Here is a 20325-nt window from a genome sequence, read left to right as displayed (position 1 = left end):
GACCGGGCCGGCCACGGCCCTGGGTGCTACCCGGCCGACCCGGTCACAGAGGACCGGGCCGGCGCGGGCGCCCCGGTCAGGGATAGGTGGTCAGGTACACCTGCTGGTTGGCCGCGTTCGCGGTGCCACCGGCGTTGTTGATCACCCGGTTGATGGTGCCGACGCCTCCGAGCGAGACGGTGACCATGTTCGTGAAGCGCACGTTCGGGTTGGTGGGCACCTCGAAGGCCCGCTCCTCCACGACGGCGGGGTTGACGTTGAAGTAGCTGTAGCTGCCCAGCCCGAACGCCTGGTGGCTGGTCACCGAATCGGCCACCTTGTACGCGGCGTAGCCCCGGGTCGACCCGTTCATCCAGGCCGCCTGGTTGGGCGGGTCGTAGGGCAGTTCGTTCTGGTAGAAGTACGTCCGCCCGCCGTTGCCGTTCCAGATGGTCTGGTACTTCTGGTAGTGCTCGACGAAGAGGCCGTACATGGTGACGTTGTCGCCGTTGACAGTGAGCCCGGTGTCGGCGGTGTTCAGCGTCCACCCGGTCGGTACGCCGCTGGCCGCGTGGTCGGCCCGCCACAGCCACATGTGGTCGCCGATCACGTTGTCGCTGTTGACGGTCAACGTGTTGGTGGCCTTGCCGACGTGGGGCCCGCCGATGCGGAAGAACACATCGTGCAGCGAGGTCGGGTTGCTGGCGTGGCTCGCGGACGAGCCGGACGGCCCGACCTCCATCAGCACCGGCGAGTTCGTCGTACCGGCCTCGAACATGATGCCGGCCACCTTCACACCGTCCACATCGGCCACCCGCATGCCCACCGCGCCGTTGTCGGCCTGGATGGTGGCCAGGCCGAGACCGAGGACGACGGTGTCGGCCCGGTTGACCTGGATCGGCTCGGTGACGTGGTGCACGCCCGGGGTGAAGAGCAGGTGCCGCCCCTGGGCGAGGGCCGCGTTGATGGTGGCGGCGCTGGTGCCGGGCTGGACCACGAAGAACTGCGACAGCGAGATGGACGAGCCGGCCGGGGTCTTGTTGTACCAGCTGGTGCCTGTCGAGTTGGTGCGCAGCGCGGGCACGAAGACCCGGTACTCACCGGTGCCGTCGACGTAGAGGAACGGCTTCTCCCGTATCTGTGGGGTCTGCGGGATGACGGTGTGCGACGGGTTGGGGAAGCTCGGCGCGGGAGCGCCGTTGACGCCCTGGAAGACCATGTTCCACACCGAGCCGGTCCAGCCGTTGCCGAACTCGCTGTTGCGGGAGTACCACTGCTGCTGCGAACCGGAGACGACCAGGCCGTCGATGCGGGTGTCGGCCATCAGGCCACCGCTGGACCAGCCGTCGCCGCCGTTCCAGAGCTGGATCTGGTTCTGCGCGCCGCGCAGGTGCATCCGCCGGTACGGCGCCGCCTGGGACACCGCCCAGCGCTCCACGGTCTGCCCGGCGGGCAGGGTGACCGACAGGTTCTCGGCGGCCCGCCAGAAGTTCTGGGTGGCGTTGCCGCCGAACCAGAACGCCTCGGCACGCACGTGGCCGTTGAGGTTGACGTCGTCGGGGCTCATGCCGAGGCCGGCGACCTGGGTGAAGAAGCCGAGGTTGACGTCGGCGGTGTAGTTGCCGGGCTTGAACAGCACCGCGTGGCGCTGCGGGCCGAACTGGTTGGTCTCCTGCTGGGTGAAGAGGGTGTTCAGTCGACTCTGGATGGTCGACGTCGGCGTGCTCGGGTCGAAGACGTAGGTGTTCGGCCCGAGGTTGGGGTTGTACGGGTCGGTAGTGCCGACCGGGGGTTCACTGGTGCCGCCGGTCGTGTTCACCGCCAGCTCCCACAGCGAGTAGCCGTAGGCGGTGCCCCGGGCGGTGCCGTACATCCGCAGGTAGCGCCCGCTGCCGGTGACGGTGAGGGACTGCGTGCCGCCGGTGGCCGTGGTGGTGGAGTAGATCGTCGTCCAGGTGGCCCCGTCGGCCGAGGTCTGGAGCTGGAAGGCCCGGGCGTACGCGGCCTCCCAGGTGAGAACCACCCGGCAGATGGTGCGGGTGCTGCCGAGGTCGACGCGCAACCACTGCGGGTCGCTGGCGGTGCTGGCCCAGCGGGTGCCCTGGTTGCCGTCGACCGCCGCGGATGCCGCGAGGCCGGCGTCCTGGCTGGACGAGGCGGTCGCCGGGCCGCCCTGCGCGACGTTGGTGCTGCCGCAGGTCGGCGTGCTGCCGCCGGTCTCGCCGTACACCTGGAACTCCCAGAGCGAGTAGCCGTAGCCGGTGCCCCGGGCGGTGCCGTTCATGCGTACGTAGCGGCCGGCGCCGGTGACGGTGAGGTTCTGGGTGCCGCCGGTGCCGGTGGTGGTCGAGTAGATCGTCGTCCAGGTGGCACCGTCGTCGGAGGTCTGGAGCTGGAAGGCCCGGCCGTAGGCGCCCTCCCAGAGCAGGTTCACCTGACTGATGGTGGCCCGGGCGCCCAGGTCGACCTGGAGCCATTGTGGGTCGCTGAACGCGCTGGCCCAGCGGGTGCCGGTGTTGCCGTCGACGGCCGCGGAGGCCGGGGTGCCGGCGTTCTCGCTGGACGAGGCGGTGGCGGGGCGGCCCTGGGACAGCAGGGTGGGTGCGGCCTGCGCGGGCGCGGTGGCACCGGTCGGGGTGAGCGCCGCGACCAGGGCCACGGTGAGCCCGACCAGCAGATGCCGGACGACGCGTCGAGGACGCGGGCGTACGGATGTTGCACGAGATGTCATGACATCGCCTGTCGATAGGGGGCTACGAGGGGGTGCCGCGTGGATGGGATCGGCTCGCCCCGTGGCGCCGTGGGTGGTGCCGCCGATGCGGCGTCGCGGGTCGGAGAGCGCTCTCGTAGGAGTGTTGCGGCGAGATTGCGACGGCGTCAAGACATCGATCTATAACTTCGTTATTTATCCCGAGGATTCTTTTTGGGTAATTTGCCGACGGCGCAGCAGTCGTTCCCGCTCAGCGGCGGACGCCACCCTCGGTGAGGAAGCGGGCGATCGGGAGGGTTGCCGCGCCCAGCGCCACCGCGTCCACCCCGAGCCGGCACAGCTCGATCGACGCCTGCTCGTACGGCTGGCGCAGCGCCTGCCGACCGGCGGCCTCCCGCACGGCCGGCAGCAGGTCGCCGAGGGCCATCGCCGCCCAGCCGCCGAGCACCACGCGCTCCGGGTTGAACAGGTTGATCAGGTTGGCCACCCCGGCGCCGAGGTACCCGGCGGTGTCCTCCAGCACCCGTCGGGCGGTGGCCGAGGTCTCGGCGGCGGCGACCAGCGCGGCGATCTGGGACTCCTCATCGTCGCCCGGCACCGGTCGACCCCGGCGCGCCTCCCGGTAGCGGTCGATGATCGCCTCCGCGCCCACGTACGCCTCCAGGCACCCGCGCGCGCCGCACCGGCAGACCCGGCCGCCGTACACCAGGGTGGTGTGCCCCCACTCCCCCGCGCTGCTGGACGCGCCCCGGTAGGTGGCGCCGTTGGTCACCACCGACGCGCCCACCCCGGAGCCGACAAGCGCGAAGACGGCGTGCCGGGCGCCACGGCCGGCGCCGAACCACATCTCGGCCTGGCCGAGGGTCTTCGCGCCGTTGTCGATGTGCAGCGGAAGGTCGGTGCCAGCGCCGATCAGACGCTCCAGCGGCACCCGGTCCCAGCCGAGGGCCTGGGCGTGCACGACGGCCTCGGTGCCCTGCTCGACCACGCCGGAGACACCGATGCCGACGCCGAGCACGTCGCCGGGGGCCACCCCGGCCTGGCCGGTGACCGCCTCGATGCCGGCCAGCACGTGCCCGGCCACCAGGTCGGGCTCGGTGCGGGCCGGGTCGAGCGGGTACTCGACGCTGGCCAACAGGGTCATCGCGAAGTCGAACAGCTCCACCCGGACCCGGGTCTCGCCGACGTCCACGCCGATCAGGAAGGCGAAGCGGGGCGCGATCCGCAGCAGCATGCTGGGCCGGCCGCCGTCGGACTCGGCGGCGCCGACCTCGGCGACCAGCCCTTCGTCGATCATGTCGGCCACCACGTTGCTGACCGCGGGTTGGCTCAGCCCGGTGCTGCGCACCAGGTCCTGCCGGGTGAGCGGGCCGTCCAGGAAGAGCTTGGTCAGCAGGGCGGACCGGTTGCGCAACCGCACGCTGCGGTTGGTGGCACGCGCCAGCTCCACTCGTCACCTCGTTCCCGTCGGCCGTTCGAGGCGACTGTAACCGCCTCGTGCTTGACGACCCACCGGCCAGCAACTTTAATGACGACATAAATTAAGCCGTGATGTAACTCCCGGGAAACGCCGACGGACCCCGACGGCGCACCCCCGAACCCTGTCCGCAGCCGGCCCCCGTCGCCCGACCCCTATCGGTGACGAAGGCCGGCGGACCCCCACCACGCACCGGAAGGGCTGACCCGTGTCGAGACGACACCTCGGGATATTCACCGCCGCCGTACTGGCGGCCGCCTCGCTGACCGCCTGCGGAGGCTCCGGCGACGACTCCGCCGCATCGCCGAAGACGCTCACCTACTGGGCCAGCAACCAGGGCGCCAGCCTGGAGGCCGACAAGACCATTCTCCAGCCGGAGTTGGACAAGTTCGAGAAGCAGAGCGGGATCAAGGTCACCGTCGAGGTGGTCCCCTGGTCGGATCTGCTCAACCGCCTGCTGGCCGCCGCCGCCTCCGGCAAGGGCCCGGACGTGGTCAACATCGGCAACACCTGGTCGGCGTCGCTGCAGGCCACCGGCGCGCTGGTCGAGTTCGACGACGCCGCCCTGCAGGCCGTCGGAGGCAAGGACCGGATCGTGCCCGCCGCGCTCGCCGCCGCCGGCGCCCCCGGCAAGCCGCCGGCCGCCGTGCCGCTCTACAGCATGGCGTACAGCCTGTACTACAACAAGAAGTCGTTCGCCGACGCCGGCATCACCGCGCCGCCGACCACGTGGGAGCAGCTCGCCGAGTACGGCAAGAAGCTGAGCACCGGCGGCAAGTGGGGCCTGGCTATCGAGGGGGCCAACCCGTCGGAGAACGCCCACCACGCCTTCACCTTCAGCCAGCAGTACGGCGGCGAGTGGTTCGACTCGGCCGGCAAGCCGACCTTCGACACCCCGCAGAACGTCTCGGCGATCAAGCGGTACATCGACTTCATGGCCGCCGACAAGATCACCAACCCGAGCAACGCCGAGTACGCGCAGAACCAGTCGGTCTCCGACTTCGCCAACGGCAAGGCCGCCATGCTGCTGTGGCAGTCCGCCGGGTCGAACCTGAAGACGCAGAACATGCCCGCCGACGCGTACGGGGTGGCCCCGGTGCCGTTCCTGGCCAGCCCGCCGGCTGGCGGCAAGAAGGTCAACAGCATGGTCGCCGGGATCAACATGGCGGTCTTCAAGCACACCAAGAACAAAGACGGCGCGCTGAGCTTCGTGAAGTTCATGACCAGCGACGAGGAGCAGACGATCCTCAACAAGACGTACGGCTCGCTGCCGGCGGTGAAGACCGCGGCCTCCGACCCGGCGTTCAGCGCCACCGAGCAGAAGACCATCCAGGAGACCCTTGTCACCACCGCGGCCCCGCTGCCGCAGGTCCCCGATGAGAGCACCTTCGAGACCCTGGTCGGCACCGCGATGAAGGAGCTGTTCGCCGACGCGGCCAGCGGCAAGCCGGTCACCGAGGCGTCGGTGAAGGCCAAGCTGACCGACGCGCAGCAGAAGATGCGCTGACCCAGGCGTCACCGGTGGCCGTGGTCGGGCGCTGAGCCCGACCACGGCCACCGCCTCCGAGAGGACCCCGATGGCAACCAGCACCACCGCGCCGGACGCCGACCGACGCGAACCCCGGGCCGGGTCGCCGGCCCGGCGGCCGGCCCGCCGGCCCCGCGGCCCCCGCCGCTCGCTCCTGCCGTACCTGCTGCTCGCACCGGCCGTCGTGCTGGAACTCGCCATCCACGTGATCCCGATGGTGGTCGGGGTCTGGATGAGCCTGCTGGAGCTGACCCAGTTCCACATCCGTGACTGGTCCACCGCGCCCTTCATCGGGCTGGAGAACTACCGGGCGACGCTCGACCTCAACAGCGCCGCCGGCAAGGAACTGCTGCACTCGTTCTGGATCACCCTGGCCTACAGCCTGCTCTCGGTCGGGTTCGCCTGGCTGCTCGGCATCTCGGCGGCGGTGGTCCTGCAACGGCCGTTCCGTGGACGCGCGATCCTGCGGGCGCTGTTCCTCACCCCGTACGCGCTGCCGGTCTACGCCGCCGTGATCACCTGGAGTTTCCTGCTCCAACGCGACACCGGCCTGGTCAACCACGTACTCGTGGACCAGCTCGGGCTGATGAACGAACGGCCGTTCTGGTTGATCGGCGACAACAGCTTCTGGTCGCTGCTGGTGGTGTCGGTCTGGCGCAACTGGCCGTTCGCGTTCCTGTGCCTCATGGCCGGGTTACAGAACGTGCCCGGTGAGCTGTACGAAGCCGCCGCCATCGACGGCGCCGGGTTCTGGCGCCGGCTGCGCTCGGTCACCCTGCCGATGCTGCGGCCGGTCAACCTGGTGCTGCTGCTGGTGCTGTTCCTGTGGACGTTCAACGACTTCAACACCCCGTTCGTGCTGTTCGGCGGTTCCGCGCCCGAGCAGGCAGACCTGATCTCCATCCACATCTACCGCAGCTCCTTCAAGACCTGGGACTTCGGCTCCGGGTCGGCGATGTCGGTGGCGCTGCTGCTGTTCCTGCTGGTCGTCTCGGCCGCGTACCTGCTGATCACCAACCGTCGGAGGGACGACCATGCGTGAGACCGCCGGTGAGCGTTGGGGCCGGCGCATCGTGCTGACCCTGCTCACCCTCTTCGTCGTCATCCCGCTCTACGTCATGGTCACCTCGGCGGCGAAGCCGTTGCAGGACGTGCAGAACGGCTTCACCTGGTGGCCCAGCCGGCCCACCCTGCAACCGTTCATCGACATGTGGAGCACCGTGCCGCTGGCCCGGTACCTGGTGAACAGCCTGGTGGTGTCCACCATCGCGGCGATCTGCTCGGTGGCGGTGGCCATCTTCGCCGCGTTCGCCGTCAGCCGGTACCGGTTCCGCGGCCGGGGCCTCTTCTCGGTCACGGTGCTGTCCACGCAGATGTTCCCCGGCATCCTGTTCCTGCTGCCGCTGTTCCTCATCTACGTCAACCTGGGCAACGCCACAGGCATCGAGCTGTACGCCAGCCGCACCGGCCTGATCATCACGTACCTGACCTTCTCGCTGCCGTTCTCGATCTGGATGCTGGTCGGCTACTTCGACTCGATCCCCCGGGGTCTGGACGAGGCGGCGCAGGTCGACGGCGCAGGGCCGCTGCGCACCCTGTTCCAGGTCATCCTGCCGGCCGCCGTGCCCGGTGTCGTCGCGGTCACCGTGTACGCGTTCATGACCGCCTGGGGCGAGGTGCTCTTCGCCTCGGTGATGACCGACGAGGGCAGCCGCACCCTGGCCGTCGGCCTGCAGGGCTACTCCACCCAGTTCAACGTCTACTGGAACCAGATCATGGCCGCCTCACTGGTGGTCAGCATCCCGGTCGTCGTCGGGTTCCTGGCCCTACAGCGCTACTTCGTCGCCGGCCTCACCGCCGGCGCTGTCAAGTGAGTCATCCACACCCAGAGGAGAACCGACCCGTGCCCGACCTGTCCAAGCTGCCACCCGACTTCCTCTGGGGTGTCGCCACGGCGGCGTACCAGATCGAGGGGGCCGTCGACGTCGACGGCCGGGCGCCGTCCATCTGGGACACCTTCTCGGCGACCCCCGGGACTGTCGACAACGGCGACACCGGCGCGGTGGCGTGCGACCACTACCACCGGTGGCCGGAGGACCTGGCGCTGGCGCGCCGACTCGGCGTGGACGCGTACCGTTTCTCGGTGGCCTGGCCCCGGGTCATGCCCGACGGCGTCGGGCGGGTCAACGCCGCCGGGCTCGACTTCTACGACCGGCTCGTCGACACGTTGCTCACCGACGGGATCCGACCGTTCGTCACGCTCTACCACTGGGACCTGCCGCAGGTCCTGCAGGACCGGGGTGGTTGGCCGGAGCGCGCCACCGCCGAGGCGTTCGCCGACTACGCGGCGGTGGTTGCCGCCCGCCTCGGTGACCGGGTCGCCGACTGGTGCACCGTCAACGAGCCGCTCTGCGTGTGCTGGATCGGGCACCTGGAGGGCAACATGGCCCCCGGCGAGCGGGACCTCACCCGGGCGGTGCACGCCTCGCACCACGTGCTGCTCGGGCACGGCCTGGCCACCCAGGCGATCCGCGCCAACGCCGCCCGGCCGGCCTCGGTCGGTCTGGTGGTCAACCTCAGCCCGATCGAGGCGGCGACCGACCGACCCGAGGACGTCGCGGCGGCCCGCCGGGCGGACGGACACGTCAACAGGTGGTGGCTGGACCCGATCCACGGGCGTGGCTACCCGGCCGACATGATCGCCACCTACGGGGTCGAGCCGCCGGTACGTGGCGACGACCTGGCGGTGATCGCCACGCCGACGGACTTCCTCGGGGTGAACTACTACTTCCGTCAGCTGGTGGTCGACGACCCGACCGGCGCGGCCCCGTACGCCCGGCAGGTGCCGGTGCCCGGTTCGGTGGAGACCGCGATGGGCTGGGAGATGTACCCGGCGGGCCTGGAGCGGCTACTCGTCGACGTGCACGAGGAGTACCGGCCTAGCCGGATCATCGTCACCGAGAGTGGCTCGGCGTGGCCGGACGAGGTCACCCCGGACGGCACGGTGGAGGACAAGGAACGCACCGACCACCTGGAGCAGCACCTGGCCGCGTGCGCGGCGGCGGTGGCCCGAGGGGTTCCCCTGGACGGCTACTTCGTCTGGTCGTTGCTGGACAACTTCGAGTGGGCGTACGGCTACGACAAGCGCTTCGGGCTCGTGCACGTCGACTACACCACCCAGCGTCGGACGATGAAGGCCAGCGGTCTGCGCTACGCCGAGTTGATCCGCGCCCACCAGCGGCTCGCCCGCACCACCGGCACCGCGACGCCGGTGGCCTGAACGGGGGCGGTGCGAGCGGCCGCCCGGGGTGTCGACCCCGGGCGGCCGCTCGGCGGCGCTCAGATCCGGGGCAGGTCGGCCGGGGTGTCCACGTCGACCGGGGACCCGACGTCGTCACAGGGCACCTCGACCACCAGGTCCGGTCGGTCGCGCAGCAGGTCGCGAGCGCCCCGGTCGCCGACGGCGTACCCGCTCAGCAGCGGCCAGGTTCGTCGAGTCAGCAGGATCGGGTGCCCGCGCCGGCCGGCGTAGGTGGCGACCGCTATGACCGCACCGTCGGCGTACGCCGCGCGCACCCGGCGCACCGCGATCGGGCTGAGCAGCGGCTGGTCGACGAGGACCACGACGGCGGCCGGCGCGGCGGCTGGCAGCGAGGCCAGGCCCTTCAGCAGCGACGAGCCCAGTCCGTCGGACCAACCGTCGTGCCGGACGGGCACCCCGCCGGGCAGGTCGGGCACCTCGTCGGCGCCCGCGCCGAGCACCACGTGCACGGGCGTGCAACCGCCGTCGCTGAGCAGCGTGATCCCGCGCCGCACCAGCGGCACGCCGTCCAGCTCGACCAGCGCCTTCGGGCGGCCGTAGCGCCGCCCGGCGCCGGCCGCCAGCAGCAGCCCGGCCGTCACCGGCATCACCCCCGTACGAAGGGCTTTGCGTTATTCGCCCTGGAATATACTGACAAAGCTAGTCTGGGCCGGTGCAGGGCGGAGGAGAGAACGCGACGACGATCGACGAGCGCCACTCGTCCCGGGTGACGGTCGAGGTCAACGGCGCGTCCCGCGAGGTGACCCTGGACAACCGCACCACCCTGCTCGACGCGCTGCGCGAGCACCTCGACCTGACCGGGGCGAAGAAGGGCTGCGACCACGGCCAGTGCGGCTCTTGCACGGTGCTCCTCGACGGCCGGCGGGTGAAGAGCTGCCTGGTCTTCGCGGTCACCGTGGACGGCCGGTCGGTGGTGACCGTCGAAGGGCTGGCCGGGCCGGACGAGCTGTCCCCGTTGCAGGCCGCTTTCATCGCGCACGACGCGTTCCAGTGCGGCTACTGCACCCCCGGGCAACTCTGCTCCGCCCGAGGCATGCTCGACGAGGTCTCCCGAGGTTGGCCCAGCGCTGTCACCGACGACCTGAACACGGCCGCCGAGCTGACCGACGCGGAGATCCGCGAGCGGATGGCCGGCAACCTGTGCCGCTGCGCCGCGTACCCGCACATCGTCGCGGCCGTGCGCGAGACGGCGGCGTCCTCGTGAGGGCGTTCCGCTACCACCGGCCCGCCGACGTGGCCGAGGCGGTCGCCGTGCTGGCGGCCGAACCGCAGGCCGCCTACCTGGGCGGCGGAACCAACCTGGTGGACCTCATGAAGCTCGGGGTGCAACGCCCCGACGTGCTGGTCGACGTGACCCGGCTTCCGCTCGACACCGTCGAGGAGCTGCCCGACGGTGGGCTGCGGATCGGCGCGACGGTCCGCAACAGCGACCTCGCCGCCCACCCGGTGGTACGCCGCGACTACCCGGTGCTGGCCCGCGCCCTGCTCGCCGCCGCCTCCGGGCAGCTGCGCAACATGGCCACCACCGGCGGCAACCTGTTGCAGCGCACCCGCTGCGTCTACTTCCAGGACACCGGCAAGGCGTGCAACAAACGGGAGCCGGGCAGCGGTTGCGCCGCCCTGCACGGCCAGAACCGCGACCTGGCGGTGCTGGACTGGTCCGAGCAGTGCGTGGCCACCCACCCGTCCGACCTGGCCGTCGCGCTGGCCGCCCTCGACACGGTGGTGGAGGTGCACGACGCCGACGGCCCCCGTGACGTCCGGATCGCCGACTTCTACCGCTCCCCCGGCACCCATCCGGAACGGGAGACCACACTGGCCCGGGGCGCGCTGATCACCGCCGTGCGGCTGCCGCCCCTACCGGCCGCGCGCCGCTCGACGTACCTCAAGGTGCGCGACCGGGCCTCGTTCGCCTTCGCCGCCGGCTCGGTGGCCGCAGTGCTGGACCTCGACGGGGACGTGGTCCGCGACGTGCGTCTGGCGTACGGCGCGGTGGCGCACCGGCCGTGGCGGGCGTACCGGGCCGAGGAGGAGCTGCGCGGTCGTCCGTTCAGCCCGGAGCTGGCGGCCCGGGCCGCCGACGCGGAGCTGGCCGAGGCGCGCCCCTTACGGCACAACGGCTTCAAGCTGCCCCTGACCCGGGCCATCACCGTGCGGGCGCTCACCGAACTGGCGTCGTCGTGAGCACCGGGGCGGTCGGCCGGGCGTACCCCCGCCTCGAAGGCCCGGCGAAGGTCACCGGCACGGCCCGGTACGCGGTGGAGTACCCGATCGACGGGGTCACCTACGGCTGGGCGGTGCCGTCGGCGGTGGTACGGGGGCGGATCACCCGGATCGACACGACCGAGGCGTTGGCGTCGCCCGGCGTGCTGGCCGTGGTGCACCACGGCAACGCGCCTCGGATGGCGCCCGGCCCGCAGCCGGAGCTGCGGCTGTTGCAGGAGCCGACTGTGCACTACCGGGGGCAGTACGTCGCCGTGGTGGTGGCCACCAGCCTGGAGGCGGCCCGCGAGGGCGCCCGACTGGTCCGGATCGACTACGACACCGGCCCGCACAGCACAGTGCTCACCGACGGCCATCCCGGCCTGTACAAGCCGGACCAGGTCAACCCCAGCTATCCGACGGACACCGCCGAGGGCGACTTCGACGCCGGGTACGCGGCCGCCCCGGTGCGGGTGGACGTCACCTACCGGACGCCGGCGTACCACAACAACCCGATGGAACCGCACGCCACCACCGCGCAGTGGCGCGACGGGCGGCTCCTGGTGCACGACTCCACCCAGGGCGCGACACCGGTGCGCGCCACCCTGGCCGAGCTGTTCGAGTTGCCGCCGGAGTCGATCCGGGTCGTCGCCGAACACGTCGGCGGGGGCTTCGGCAGCAAGGGGTACGCCAAGGCGTCGGTGGTGCTGGCCGCCCTCGCCGCCCGGCACGTGGACCGCCCGGTCAAGTTGGCGCTGACCCGCCAGCAACTGTTCGGGCCGGTCGGCTACCGCACCCCCACCATCCAGCGGGTCCGCCTCGCCGCCGACACCGACGGCCGGCTCACCGCCATCTGCCACGACGCGATCAGCCAGACCTCCACCATCCGGGAGTTCGCCGAGCAGACCGCCGTCTACACCCGCAGCATGTACGCCGCACCGCACCGCCGCACCACGCACCGGCTGGTCCGCCTCGACGTGCCCACGCCATTCTGGATGCGCGCCCCCGGTGAGTGCCCCGGCGCGTACGCCCTGGAGTCCGCGGTGGACGAGCTGGCCATCGCCGTCGGCATGGACCCGGTGGAGCTGCGCGTCCGTAACGACACCGCTGTCGACCCCGACCAGGGACGCCCGTTCACCAGCCGCAACCTGGTGGCCTGCCTGCGCGAGGGCGCACAGCGGTTCGGCTGGTCCGGCCGTGACCCGTCGCCCCGGTCCCGACGCGACGGACGCTGGCTGATCGGGACCGGGGTGGCCGGGTCGAGCTACCCGGCCCGAGCCCGGCCGTCAACGGCGATGGCCACCGCCCGGCCCGACGGGAGCTTCCTGGTCCAGATCAACGCCACCGACATCGGCACCGGCGCCCGGACGGCGATCTGGCAGGTGGCCGCCGACGCGCTCGGAGTGCCGCCGGAGCGGGTGGAGATCCGCATCGGGGACAGCGCGCTGCCGACGGCGGCGCTGGCCGGCGGCTCGATGGGGACCGCGAGCTGGAGCTGGGCGGTGATACGCGCCGCGCAGGCGCTGCGCGAGAAGCTGCGCGACGGCGGGCCGCCGACCGGCGAGGTGACCGCCGAGGCGGACACCACCGAGGAGGTGGGCGGGCAACCCGCGCTGCCCCGGTACGCGTACGGGGCGCAGTTCGTCGAGGTGCGGGTCGACGCGGACACCGGCGAGGTACGGCTGAACCGGATGCTCGGGGTGTTCGCGGCGGGGCGGGTGGTGAACCCGACGACGGCGCGCAGTCAGCTCATCGGCGGCATGACGATGGGGCTGTCGATGGCGCTGCACGAGGAGGGCCTGCTCGACGAGCGGTACGGCGACTGGGTCAACCACGACCTGGCCACCTACCACATCACCGGCTGCGCCGACGTGGAGTCCATCGAGGCGTACTGGCTGGACGAGCGCGACGACGAGCTGAACCCGGCCGGGGTGAAGGGCGTCGGCGAGATCGGCATCGTCGGCGCCGCCGCGGCGGTCGCCAACGCCGTGCACCACGCGACCGGCGTACGGATCCGGGAGCTGCCGATCCGGCTGGACAAGCTCATCGGAATATCAGACTTGGCTTAAATAAGCCGTCAGTGATACAACTGTCGTCGTGCACGCCTTCGACGTGCTGGGCGATCCGGTCCGGCGCCGCATCCTCGAACTGCTCGCCGGTGGCGAGCAGACCGCCGGCGCGGTCAGCGCGGTCATCCGCGAGGAGTTCGGCATCTCCCAGCCCGCCGTGTCCCAACACCTGAAAGTGCTGCGCGACAACGGCTTCGCCACAGTGCGGCCGGAGGGAGCCCGGCGGCTCTACGCGGTCGACCCACGCCCACTGCGCGAGGTCGACGGCTGGCTGGATCACTTCCGCCGGTTCTGGACCCCACCCCTGGCGGCACTCGCCACCGAGCTGGCCCGGGGCCGACGTGAGCGTCGGCTGCGCGGGCCCGCCGATCCACCCGATGAGAGGAACACCTGATGTTCGACGCCACCGAGCAGATCAACGCCGTCCAGCGGAAGGTCGGCAGCCGCAACCTCGAAGCCGGTGAGGCGCGGGTCACCACGATCAGCCAGACCTACCAGGCGACGGCCGAGGATCTGTGGGACGCCTGCACCAGCGCCGAGCGCATCCCGCGCTGGTTCCTGCCGATCTCCGGCGACCTGCGGCTGGGCGGCACGTACCAGCTCCAGGGCAACGCCCACGGCACCGTCGAGAGCTGCGAGCCGCCGCACCGCTTCACCGCCACCTGGGAAATGGGCGGCGAGGTGAGCTGGATCGAGGTGCGCGTCACCCCGGTCGGTGACGAGCGGGCCCGCCTCGACCTGGACCACATCGCGCACGTCGACCAGGACCGGTGGGCCCAGTTCGGGCCGGGCGCGGTCGGTGTCGGCTGGGACCTCGGACTGCTCGGCCTCGCCTCGCACCTGGCCGCCGACGGCAGCGGGATCACCCCGGAACAGGGCGCCGAGTGGACCGCGTCCGCCGAGGGACGACGGGCCATGGAGCTGAGCAGCCAGCTGTGGTGCGAAGCGAGCATCGCCGCCGGCACCGACGCCGACGAGGCGAAGGCCGCCGCCGAACGCACCACCGCCTTCTACACGGGCGACCCGGCGGCCTGAGCGCGAGACGAGGCGGCGGCTCGGCAGGCGGGGCGGCGGCGGACGGCGGCATGACGGGCTGGGCGGGGCGCGAGGCGGCGGCGCGACGGGCTGGGCGGGGATCGGAGTAACGTGCTGCGGCATGACCGGCACGCCGTACTCGCACTGCTCCTACTGCGGCGCCGCCTACCCGCCGGCCGCCGGATGGCCGCGAGTCTGCGCGGTCTGCGGCGAGACCGTCTGGCGCAACCCGCTGCCGGTGGCGGTCGCGGTGCTGCCGGTCCGCACCGCCGAGGGCCTGGGAGTGGTGGTGGTCCGCCGGGACATCGAGCCGGCCCGCGGCCTGCTCGCGCTGCCCGGCGGCTTCATCGAGTACGGCGAGGAGTGGTCCGACGCACTCGTGCGGGAGCTGCGGGAGGAGACCGGCCTCATCGCGGCGGCCGAGGACGCCCGCCTGTTCGCTGTGCACGGGGCGCCGGCGGGCGGCACGATGATGGTCTTCGGAGTGCTGCCCGAGCGGGCGGCCGAGGACCTGCCACCGTCGGCGCCGACCGAGGAGGCGACCGAGTGGCTGGTGCTCACCGACCCGGTCGAGCTGGCCTTCTCCACCCACACCCGGGTACTCGCCGACTTCCTCACCCCCGCCCACCACGCCTGACCCCACCGTCTGACCCCGCCAACCGCCCGATTCGCCGGCGGCCCAGCGGCGGAAGATCGAGCACGATCTTGCGGGACGAAACGGGACGGGGTGTCTGGCTGTTATCGAGGGTGGACCTCGTCGGTGCCGGTCAGGTAGCCGCTGGCCTGGAGTTCGAACAGCTCCCGGTAGAGGCCGCCGGCCGCCATCAGCTCATCGTGACTGCCCTGCTGGACGAGGCGGCCCCGCTCGAGCACGAAGATCCGGTCCGCGTGCCGGACGTTGGCCAACCGGTGGGTGATCAGGACGACCGCCCGGTCGGGGTGGCGGCGCAGGTGTTGGAACAGGGCGTGTTCGGCGCGGGCGTCCAGTGCCGCCGAGGGTTCGTCACAGATCAGCAGGGCCGCGTCGCGGTAGAGCCCCCGGGCGGCGACCAACCGCTGCCACTGCCCGCCGGACAGCTCATGGCCGTCCTTGAACTCGCGGTCGAGCAGGGTGTCGTAGCTGTGCGGCAAGCCGATGATCATGTCGTGCGCGGCGGCCGCGTCGGCCGCTTCCTGAACGGTGGGGCCGGAGCGCCCCGGTGGGCGGTCGTGCCGTCCGACGCGGATGTTCTGACCAGCGGTGAAGGGGAACTTCCAGTACTCCTGGGTCATCACCGCCACCTGGGCGCCGAGAGCACGCGGGTCCAGCTCGGCGGCGTCGACGCCGTCCCACCGGATCACCCCACCGGTGGGCCGGTACAGCCCGGCGATCAGCTTGGCCAGGGTGGTCTTTCCGGAGCCGTTCTCACCGACGAGCGCGATCACCTCTCCGCGCCGGATGGTCAGGCTGACCCGGTCCACCGCCGGGGTGTCGGTGTCCGGGTAGCTCAGGCTCACCTCGTCCACCTCGATCACGTCGACGGCGTCGGCTACCCGGTCGCCGCCGCTCGGCACCCGGGCATGGGCGCGGGCCAGGAAATCGCGGTAGTCCTGGTAGTAGAGGGCGTCCTCGTACAGTGAGTTCGTGGCGACGACCGCGACGCCCAGGCTGGTCCGCGCGGACTGCAGGGCGAGCAGGGCGGTCGCCGCGGCGGCGAGGGCGACCATTCCGCCCAGCAGGAGGCCGCCGAGGACCGCGTACACGCCGAAGGTGGCCAGCCCCGCCACCGTCGCGCCGACCACCCGCGTGCCGGTCTGTGCCCGCACCAGCCGCAGCTGGGCGCGGGTCTCGACGGCCATCACGCCGCGGTACTCGGCGAGCAGAAAGTCGCGCATCTGGTAGGCACGCACCTCGGCGGCGGTGTGCCGGTTGGCCATCAGGTGGGCGAGCATCCACATCCGCCGTCGGCGGGTGATCCGAGCCAGCATCGCCAGATACTCCCGGCGAGCCATCCGCACCGCCGTAATCCCCTGGGGCACCGCGGCGAGTAGCAGGCAGGGCAGCAGCAGCGGCTGGATGACGGTCACCGCCACGGCGGTGGCGAGCATGCCGACCACGCCGGTGACCAGGTTGACGGTGTGGTCGACGATCCACGCCGCCTCCCCCATCCCTCGATCGCGCACCCGGTCCATCTCCTCGGCGAACCCGGCGTCGTCGAACGCTGCCAGGTCGACTGCTGTGGTGGCCTCGAACAGCCGCAGCTCCACCTGGTAGTTGATCTGCGGGGTCAGCCGGGCCTGGGCCCAACCGGCCGCGATGGTGAGGCCGCCGCGCGCCGAGACGGCCGCTGCGGCCACGATCAGCGCCGGCAGGGCTGAACGCACCCGGTCCGGGGTGGGCCCGGCGGCGAACAGCTCCCGCAGCACGGAGGTCGTGGCGAGCAGGCCGAAGGTTGTCATCACCCCGGCGGCGACGTTCAGGCCGATGGAGGCGAGAGTGTCCATACGGTTGGTGGACCAGGCCAGCGCCACCGCCTCGCGAACCAGTCGGGGCAGCCGCCGGGCCACCGCCCAGAAGCTGGTGTGCGCGAACGTGCTCGCGTGGTGCATCCAGGCGGCGTCCTCCAGCTCCGGCAGCACTGAGCTGCCACCGGCCGGGTCGATCGGTCGGTCGTCGTCCTCGGCAGCGGTGCGCTGGCGGGCCATCGACTCCACGGACCCTCCTCAGGGCGGGGATCACGAACGCCGCCCGAGACTACTGCCCGCGACCATCCACTGTCTCTAGGTAGTCGGCGCGTCGCGTGGCCCGTCCGGTGGCCCCTCGGTGATCGGCAGCAGGACCCGGAAGGTGGTGCGGCCCGGCTCGGTCTCCACCCGGATGTCGCCGTGGTGTTTGTGCACCACGATCCGGTACGAGATGTCCAGCCCCAGACCGGTGCCCGCGCCGACCGGCTTGGTGGTGAAGAACGGCTCGAAGATGCGCGGACGCACCTCCGGCGGGATGCCCGGCCCGGTGTCGGTGATCTCCACAGTCAGTTGGTCGCCGACCCGTCCGGTGCGGACGGTCAGCACACCCTTCTCCCCCATCGCGCCCAACGCGTTGTCGATCAGGTTGGTCCACACCTGGTTCAGCTCGGCCGCGTACGCCGGGACGGGTGGGAGGTCCCTGTCGTACTCGCGGACCAGCTTGACCTCGGCGGGGATCTTGCCCTTGAACATCACCAGCGTGGCGTCGAGCAGGTCGTGCACGTCCACCACCCGGTGCGGCGCGCGGTCCAGCTGCGAGTACTGCTTGGCCGCGCCCACGAGCCCGGAGATCCGGGTGACCGCGTCGCCGATCTCGCGCATCAACAGCTCGGTGTCGACGGTGTAGGTGAGCCAACGCACCGCCGCCTCCAGGTCCGCGGCGCCGACCGCTGCCTTGACCTGCGCCAGCCAGGCCGCGTCGAGCCCACCGCCGACCAGGATCGGCGCCAGGTCCCAGGCCCCGCCGACCCCATGGTCCTCCAGCCAGTCGGTGAGGGTGTCCTCGGCGTCGGCGGTGGCCATCGGGGTCAACTTCGGCGCGGTGGCCACCCGGGCGACCGCCTCCTCCTGCAACGCGACCAGGCCGTGCAGGGCGCTCCCGTCGAGCCGCCCGTCGGCGATCATGGCGAGTTTGTGCCGCATCCCGGCGACCCGGTCCCGCAGAACCGACGTGGCCCGCACCGCCGCCGCGGCCGGATTGTTCAGCTCGTGGGTCAACCCCGCCGAAAGCGAACCGAGGGCCAGCAACCGCTCCCGCTCACCGACGATGGCCTGGCTGTCCCGCATCCCGAAGAACAGCCCCTCCAACAGGTGCATGGGCATCGGGAACCAGGACCGCAGGGCGTACGCGAAATCCTCCGCCGGCAGCACGAAGAACTCCGCGTCGGTCACCGCCCGCAGGCTGTTGCGGTAGATCTGCTCGACCTGGTCGCCCAGGTACGCCTGAGTGGCCCCGCCGTACACGCCGCGCTGGTCGGTCCGGCTGACCTCGACGTCGTCGCCGCGCACCAGGCGACTCAACGCCACCGCCCCGCGCACCAGCACGAAGAAGCAGGTAGCGGGCTCACCCTCGCCGTACACGAGGGTGCCGCCGGCGCGCTGCTCGACCCGGCCGTGCTCGGCCAGCCAGTCGAGCTGCCCGTCGTCGAGCGCCTCGAACAGGAACAGAGTGCGCAACTGCGCCGGTGTCAGCCGGTCAGACTCGGTGGTCACAGGGACTCCTTCGCTCGCGACTGCGGGGCTCGCAAACCCGGCTCACTCCTCGCGCTCACAGGGACTCCTTCGCTCGCGGAACCGGCTCATTGGGCCTCCAGGTAGCGGTGCACCAGAGACACCGCCATCGCACCCTCGCCGACGGCCGAGGCGACCCGCTTGACCGACTCGGCCCGCACGTCCCCGGCGGCGAATACGCCCGGCACGCTGGTCTCCAGGTGGTACGGGTCGCGCGACAGCGACCAGCCGGCCGGCCGCCGCCCTCCGGCGAGCAGATCCGGACCGGTCACGATGAAACCACGGTCGTCGCGGACCAGCACCCCGTCCAGCCAGTCGGTGCGGGGCTCCGCGCCGATGAAGATGAACAGCCAGGAGGCGTCGACCGAGCGGGCCTCCCCCGTACGGGTGTCGCACAGGGTGAGCCGTTCCAGGTGGTCCTCCCCCGCCCCGCCGACAACAGCGGTGTGCGGGTGCACGGTGATCCGGTCGATCCGTTCCAGCTGGTCGATCAGGTAACGCGACATCGATGCGGTCAGGTCCGCACCACGGATGAGCAGGTGCACCCGCGACGCGTACCGGGAGAAATGGACCGCCGCCTGGCCTGCGGAGTTGGCCCCGCCAACGATGTAGACGTCCTGCTCGACGCAGCTCGGCGCCTCGGTGGCGGCGGCGCCGTAGAACACCCCCCGCCCGGTGAAGTCGGCCAGCCCCGGAGCGTCGAGCACCCGGTACGACACGCCGGTGGCCAGCACCACCGTGTGCGCGGCGATCTCCGTGCCGTCACCGAAGCGCAGCAGTCGGGCACCACCGGCCTCGCTGAGACCGACCACCTCCCGGGCGCTGAGCAGCTCGGCGCCGAACTTGACCGCCTGCCGCCGAGCCCGATCGGTCAACTGCGCGCCGGAGACACCGTCCGGGAAGCCCAGGTAGTTCTCGATGCGGCTGCTCTGCCCGGCCTGACCGCCGGTCGCCCGTCGCTCCACGAGCACCGTGCGCAGTCCCTCCGACGCGCCGTACACGGCCGACCCGAGACCGGCAGGGCCGCCGCCGATCACCACCAGGTCGTAGAAGTCACACGCCGGCACCACCGTCAACCCGGCCAGCGCGGCCAACTCGGCCTCGCTCGGGGCGACCAGTGCCTTGCCCTCCGCCGTCACCACCAACGGCACGTCCGCCTCGGTGGCCCCGGCCGCGTCGAGCAACCGGACGCCCTCCGGATCGTCGGACAACAGCCACCGGTACGGCACCAGGTTGCGGGCCAGGAAGTCGCGGACCTTGAACGACGGCGCCGACCAGCGGTGCCCGACGACCCGGATCTCCGCGCTGGCCGCGTCCGGGGTGACCGCCCACGCCTCCAGCAGCCCGTCGACCACCGGGTACAGCTTCTCCTCCGGCGGGTGCCAGGGCTTGAGCAGGTAGTGGTCCAGGTCGACCACGTTGATGGCCTCGATCGCGGCGTCGGTGTCCGCGTACGCGGTGAGCAACACCCGGCGGGCCGCCGGGAAGATGTCCATTGCCGCTTCCAGGAACTCGACGCCAGTCATCTCCGGCATCCGGTGGTCGGCCAGCAGCAGCGCCACCTGTTCGCCGCGCAGTTTGACCTCGCGTAGGGCGTCCAGCGCCTCCGGCCCGGAGGACGCCCGCAACACCCGGTAGCGGTCGCCGTAGCGGCGCCGGATGTCCCGGGCCACCGCCCGGGACACCACGGGGTCGTCGTCGACGGTCAGGATCACCGGGTTCGCCATGGCGCCATGAAATCACCTGCCGAGGGTCGACCGCACCATC

At 71.6% G+C, this 20325-nt stretch carries 16 protein-coding genes; 10 read left to right on the top strand and 6 right to left on the bottom strand.

Translation table 11 applies throughout. The features are described from left to right. Window positions 1–76: 76 nt before the first annotated feature. Both OG992_RS03780 and OG992_RS03775 read right to left on the bottom strand, forming a co-directional pair. Entirely contained in the window at window positions 77–2710 is a 2634-nt protein-coding gene (locus OG992_RS03780) for a discoidin domain-containing protein (RefSeq protein ID WP_266302359.1), read from the bottom strand. A gap of 229 nt (window positions 2711–2939) precedes the next feature. Further along, a complete protein-coding gene (locus OG992_RS03775) occupies window positions 2940–4139 on the bottom strand; it encodes an ROK family transcriptional regulator (RefSeq protein WP_238686104.1) in 1200 nt (399 codons plus the stop codon). Between the two features lie 235 nt (window positions 4140–4374). Here OG992_RS03775 and OG992_RS03770 point away from each other — a divergent pair, with 235 nt between their 5' ends. From OG992_RS03770 to OG992_RS03755, 4 genes are all read left to right on the top strand, one after another. After that, complete coding sequence (locus tag OG992_RS03770) at window positions 4375–5673, top strand: ABC transporter substrate-binding protein (protein WP_238686103.1); 1299 nt, start codon at window positions 4375–4377, stop codon at window positions 5671–5673. Between the two features lie 70 nt (window positions 5674–5743). Continuing rightward, complete coding sequence (locus OG992_RS03765) at window positions 5744–6736, top strand: carbohydrate ABC transporter permease (protein WP_266302358.1); 993 nt, start codon at window positions 5744–5746, stop codon at window positions 6734–6736. Further along, a complete protein-coding gene (locus OG992_RS03760; RefSeq protein ID WP_266302357.1) occupies window positions 6729–7568 on the top strand; it encodes a carbohydrate ABC transporter permease in 840 nt (279 codons plus the stop codon). The genes OG992_RS03765 and OG992_RS03760 overlap by 8 nt, the downstream gene beginning before the upstream one ends. Before the next feature lie 29 nt (window positions 7569–7597). Then, on the top strand, window positions 7598–8974 hold the full coding sequence (locus tag OG992_RS03755; protein WP_266302356.1) for a GH1 family beta-glucosidase: 1377 nt from the start codon (window positions 7598–7600) through the stop codon (window positions 8972–8974). A 59-nt stretch (window positions 8975–9033) separates the two neighbouring features. Here OG992_RS03755 and OG992_RS03750 read toward each other — a convergent pair whose 3' ends face one another. Beyond that, complete coding sequence (locus OG992_RS03750) at window positions 9034–9603, bottom strand: NTP transferase domain-containing protein (RefSeq protein ID WP_266305147.1); 570 nt, start codon at window positions 9601–9603, stop codon at window positions 9034–9036. A gap of 119 nt (window positions 9604–9722) precedes the next feature. Here OG992_RS03750 and OG992_RS03745 point away from each other — a divergent pair, with 119 nt between their 5' ends. The 6 genes from OG992_RS03745 (at window position 9723) to OG992_RS03720 (ending at window position 14959) form a co-directional block, all read left to right on the top strand. Beyond that, window positions 9723–10220 carry a 2Fe-2S iron-sulfur cluster-binding protein gene (locus OG992_RS03745; RefSeq protein WP_266305146.1) on the top strand — a complete coding sequence of 166 codons (498 nt, stop codon included), beginning with the start codon at window positions 9723–9725 and terminating at the stop codon, window positions 10218–10220. Next, on the top strand, window positions 10217–11200 hold the full coding sequence (locus OG992_RS03740; protein ID WP_266302355.1) for a xanthine dehydrogenase family protein subunit M: 984 nt from the start codon (window positions 10217–10219) through the stop codon (window positions 11198–11200). Before OG992_RS03745 ends, OG992_RS03740 begins: the two co-directional genes overlap by 4 nt. Then, the gene (locus tag OG992_RS03735) at window positions 11197–13287 is read left to right on the top strand and encodes a xanthine dehydrogenase family protein molybdopterin-binding subunit (protein ID WP_266302354.1); all 2091 of its coding nucleotides are present in this window, start codon (window positions 11197–11199) and stop codon (window positions 13285–13287) included. Before OG992_RS03740 ends, OG992_RS03735 begins: the two co-directional genes overlap by 4 nt. A gap of 28 nt (window positions 13288–13315) precedes the next feature. Then, window positions 13316–13681, top strand: coding sequence for a helix-turn-helix transcriptional regulator (locus OG992_RS03730; protein WP_266302353.1), 366 nt, complete (start codon window positions 13316–13318; stop codon window positions 13679–13681). Next, on the top strand, window positions 13681–14322 hold the full coding sequence (locus OG992_RS03725; protein ID WP_238686098.1) for an SRPBCC family protein: 642 nt from the start codon (window positions 13681–13683) through the stop codon (window positions 14320–14322). Before OG992_RS03730 ends, OG992_RS03725 begins: the two co-directional genes overlap by 1 nt. A 121-nt stretch (window positions 14323–14443) precedes the next feature. Beyond that, a complete protein-coding gene (locus tag OG992_RS03720) occupies window positions 14444–14959 on the top strand; it encodes an NUDIX domain-containing protein (protein ID WP_266302352.1) in 516 nt (171 codons plus the stop codon). Between the two features lie 101 nt (window positions 14960–15060). Here OG992_RS03720 and OG992_RS03715 read toward each other — a convergent pair whose 3' ends face one another. From OG992_RS03715 to OG992_RS03705, 3 genes are all read right to left on the bottom strand, one after another. Then, on the bottom strand, window positions 15061–17007 hold the full coding sequence (locus OG992_RS03715) for an ABC transporter ATP-binding protein (RefSeq protein ID WP_266305145.1): 1947 nt from the start codon (window positions 17005–17007) through the stop codon (window positions 15061–15063). Window positions 17008–17082: 75 nt separating this feature from the next. Then, entirely contained in the window at window positions 17083–18540 is a 1458-nt protein-coding gene (locus tag OG992_RS03710; protein ID WP_266302351.1) for an ATP-binding protein, read from the bottom strand. Window positions 18541–18626: 86 nt separating this feature from the next. Beyond that, entirely contained in the window at window positions 18627–20285 is a 1659-nt protein-coding gene (locus OG992_RS03705; protein WP_238686095.1) for an FAD-dependent oxidoreductase, read from the bottom strand. Between the last annotated feature and the right edge of the window lie 40 nt (window positions 20286–20325).

The organism is Micromonospora sp. NBC_00362, assembly GCF_026342155.1.
Taxonomy (GTDB): Bacteria; Actinomycetota; Actinomycetes; order Mycobacteriales; family Micromonosporaceae; genus Micromonospora; species Micromonospora hortensis.
The sequence above is the reverse complement of the archived record's forward strand: the minus strand, read 5'-3'. Positions and strand labels throughout refer to the sequence as shown.

Coding starts and splice junctions, on each gene's coding strand:
- OG992_RS03780 (WP_266302359.1), bottom strand. CDS start 2,710: ATGACATCTCGTGCAACATCCGTACGCCCGCGTCCTCGACGCGTCGTC.
- OG992_RS03765 (WP_266302358.1), top strand. CDS start 5,744: ATGGCAACCAGCACCACCGCGCCGGACGCCGACCGACGCGAACCCCGG.
- OG992_RS03760 (WP_266302357.1), top strand. CDS start 6,729: ATGCGTGAGACCGCCGGTGAGCGTTGGGGCCGGCGCATCGTGCTGACC.
- OG992_RS03750 (WP_266305147.1), bottom strand. CDS start 9,603: ATGCCGGTGACGGCCGGGCTGCTGCTGGCGGCCGGCGCCGGGCGGCGC.
- OG992_RS03725 (WP_238686098.1), top strand. CDS start 13,681: ATGTTCGACGCCACCGAGCAGATCAACGCCGTCCAGCGGAAGGTCGGC.
- OG992_RS03720 (WP_266302352.1), top strand. CDS start 14,444: ATGACCGGCACGCCGTACTCGCACTGCTCCTACTGCGGCGCCGCCTAC.
- OG992_RS03715 (WP_266305145.1), bottom strand. CDS start 17,007: ATGGCCCGCCAGCGCACCGCTGCCGAGGACGACGACCGACCGATCGAC.
- OG992_RS03705 (WP_238686095.1), bottom strand. CDS start 20,285: ATGGCGAACCCGGTGATCCTGACCGTCGACGACGACCCCGTGGTGTCC.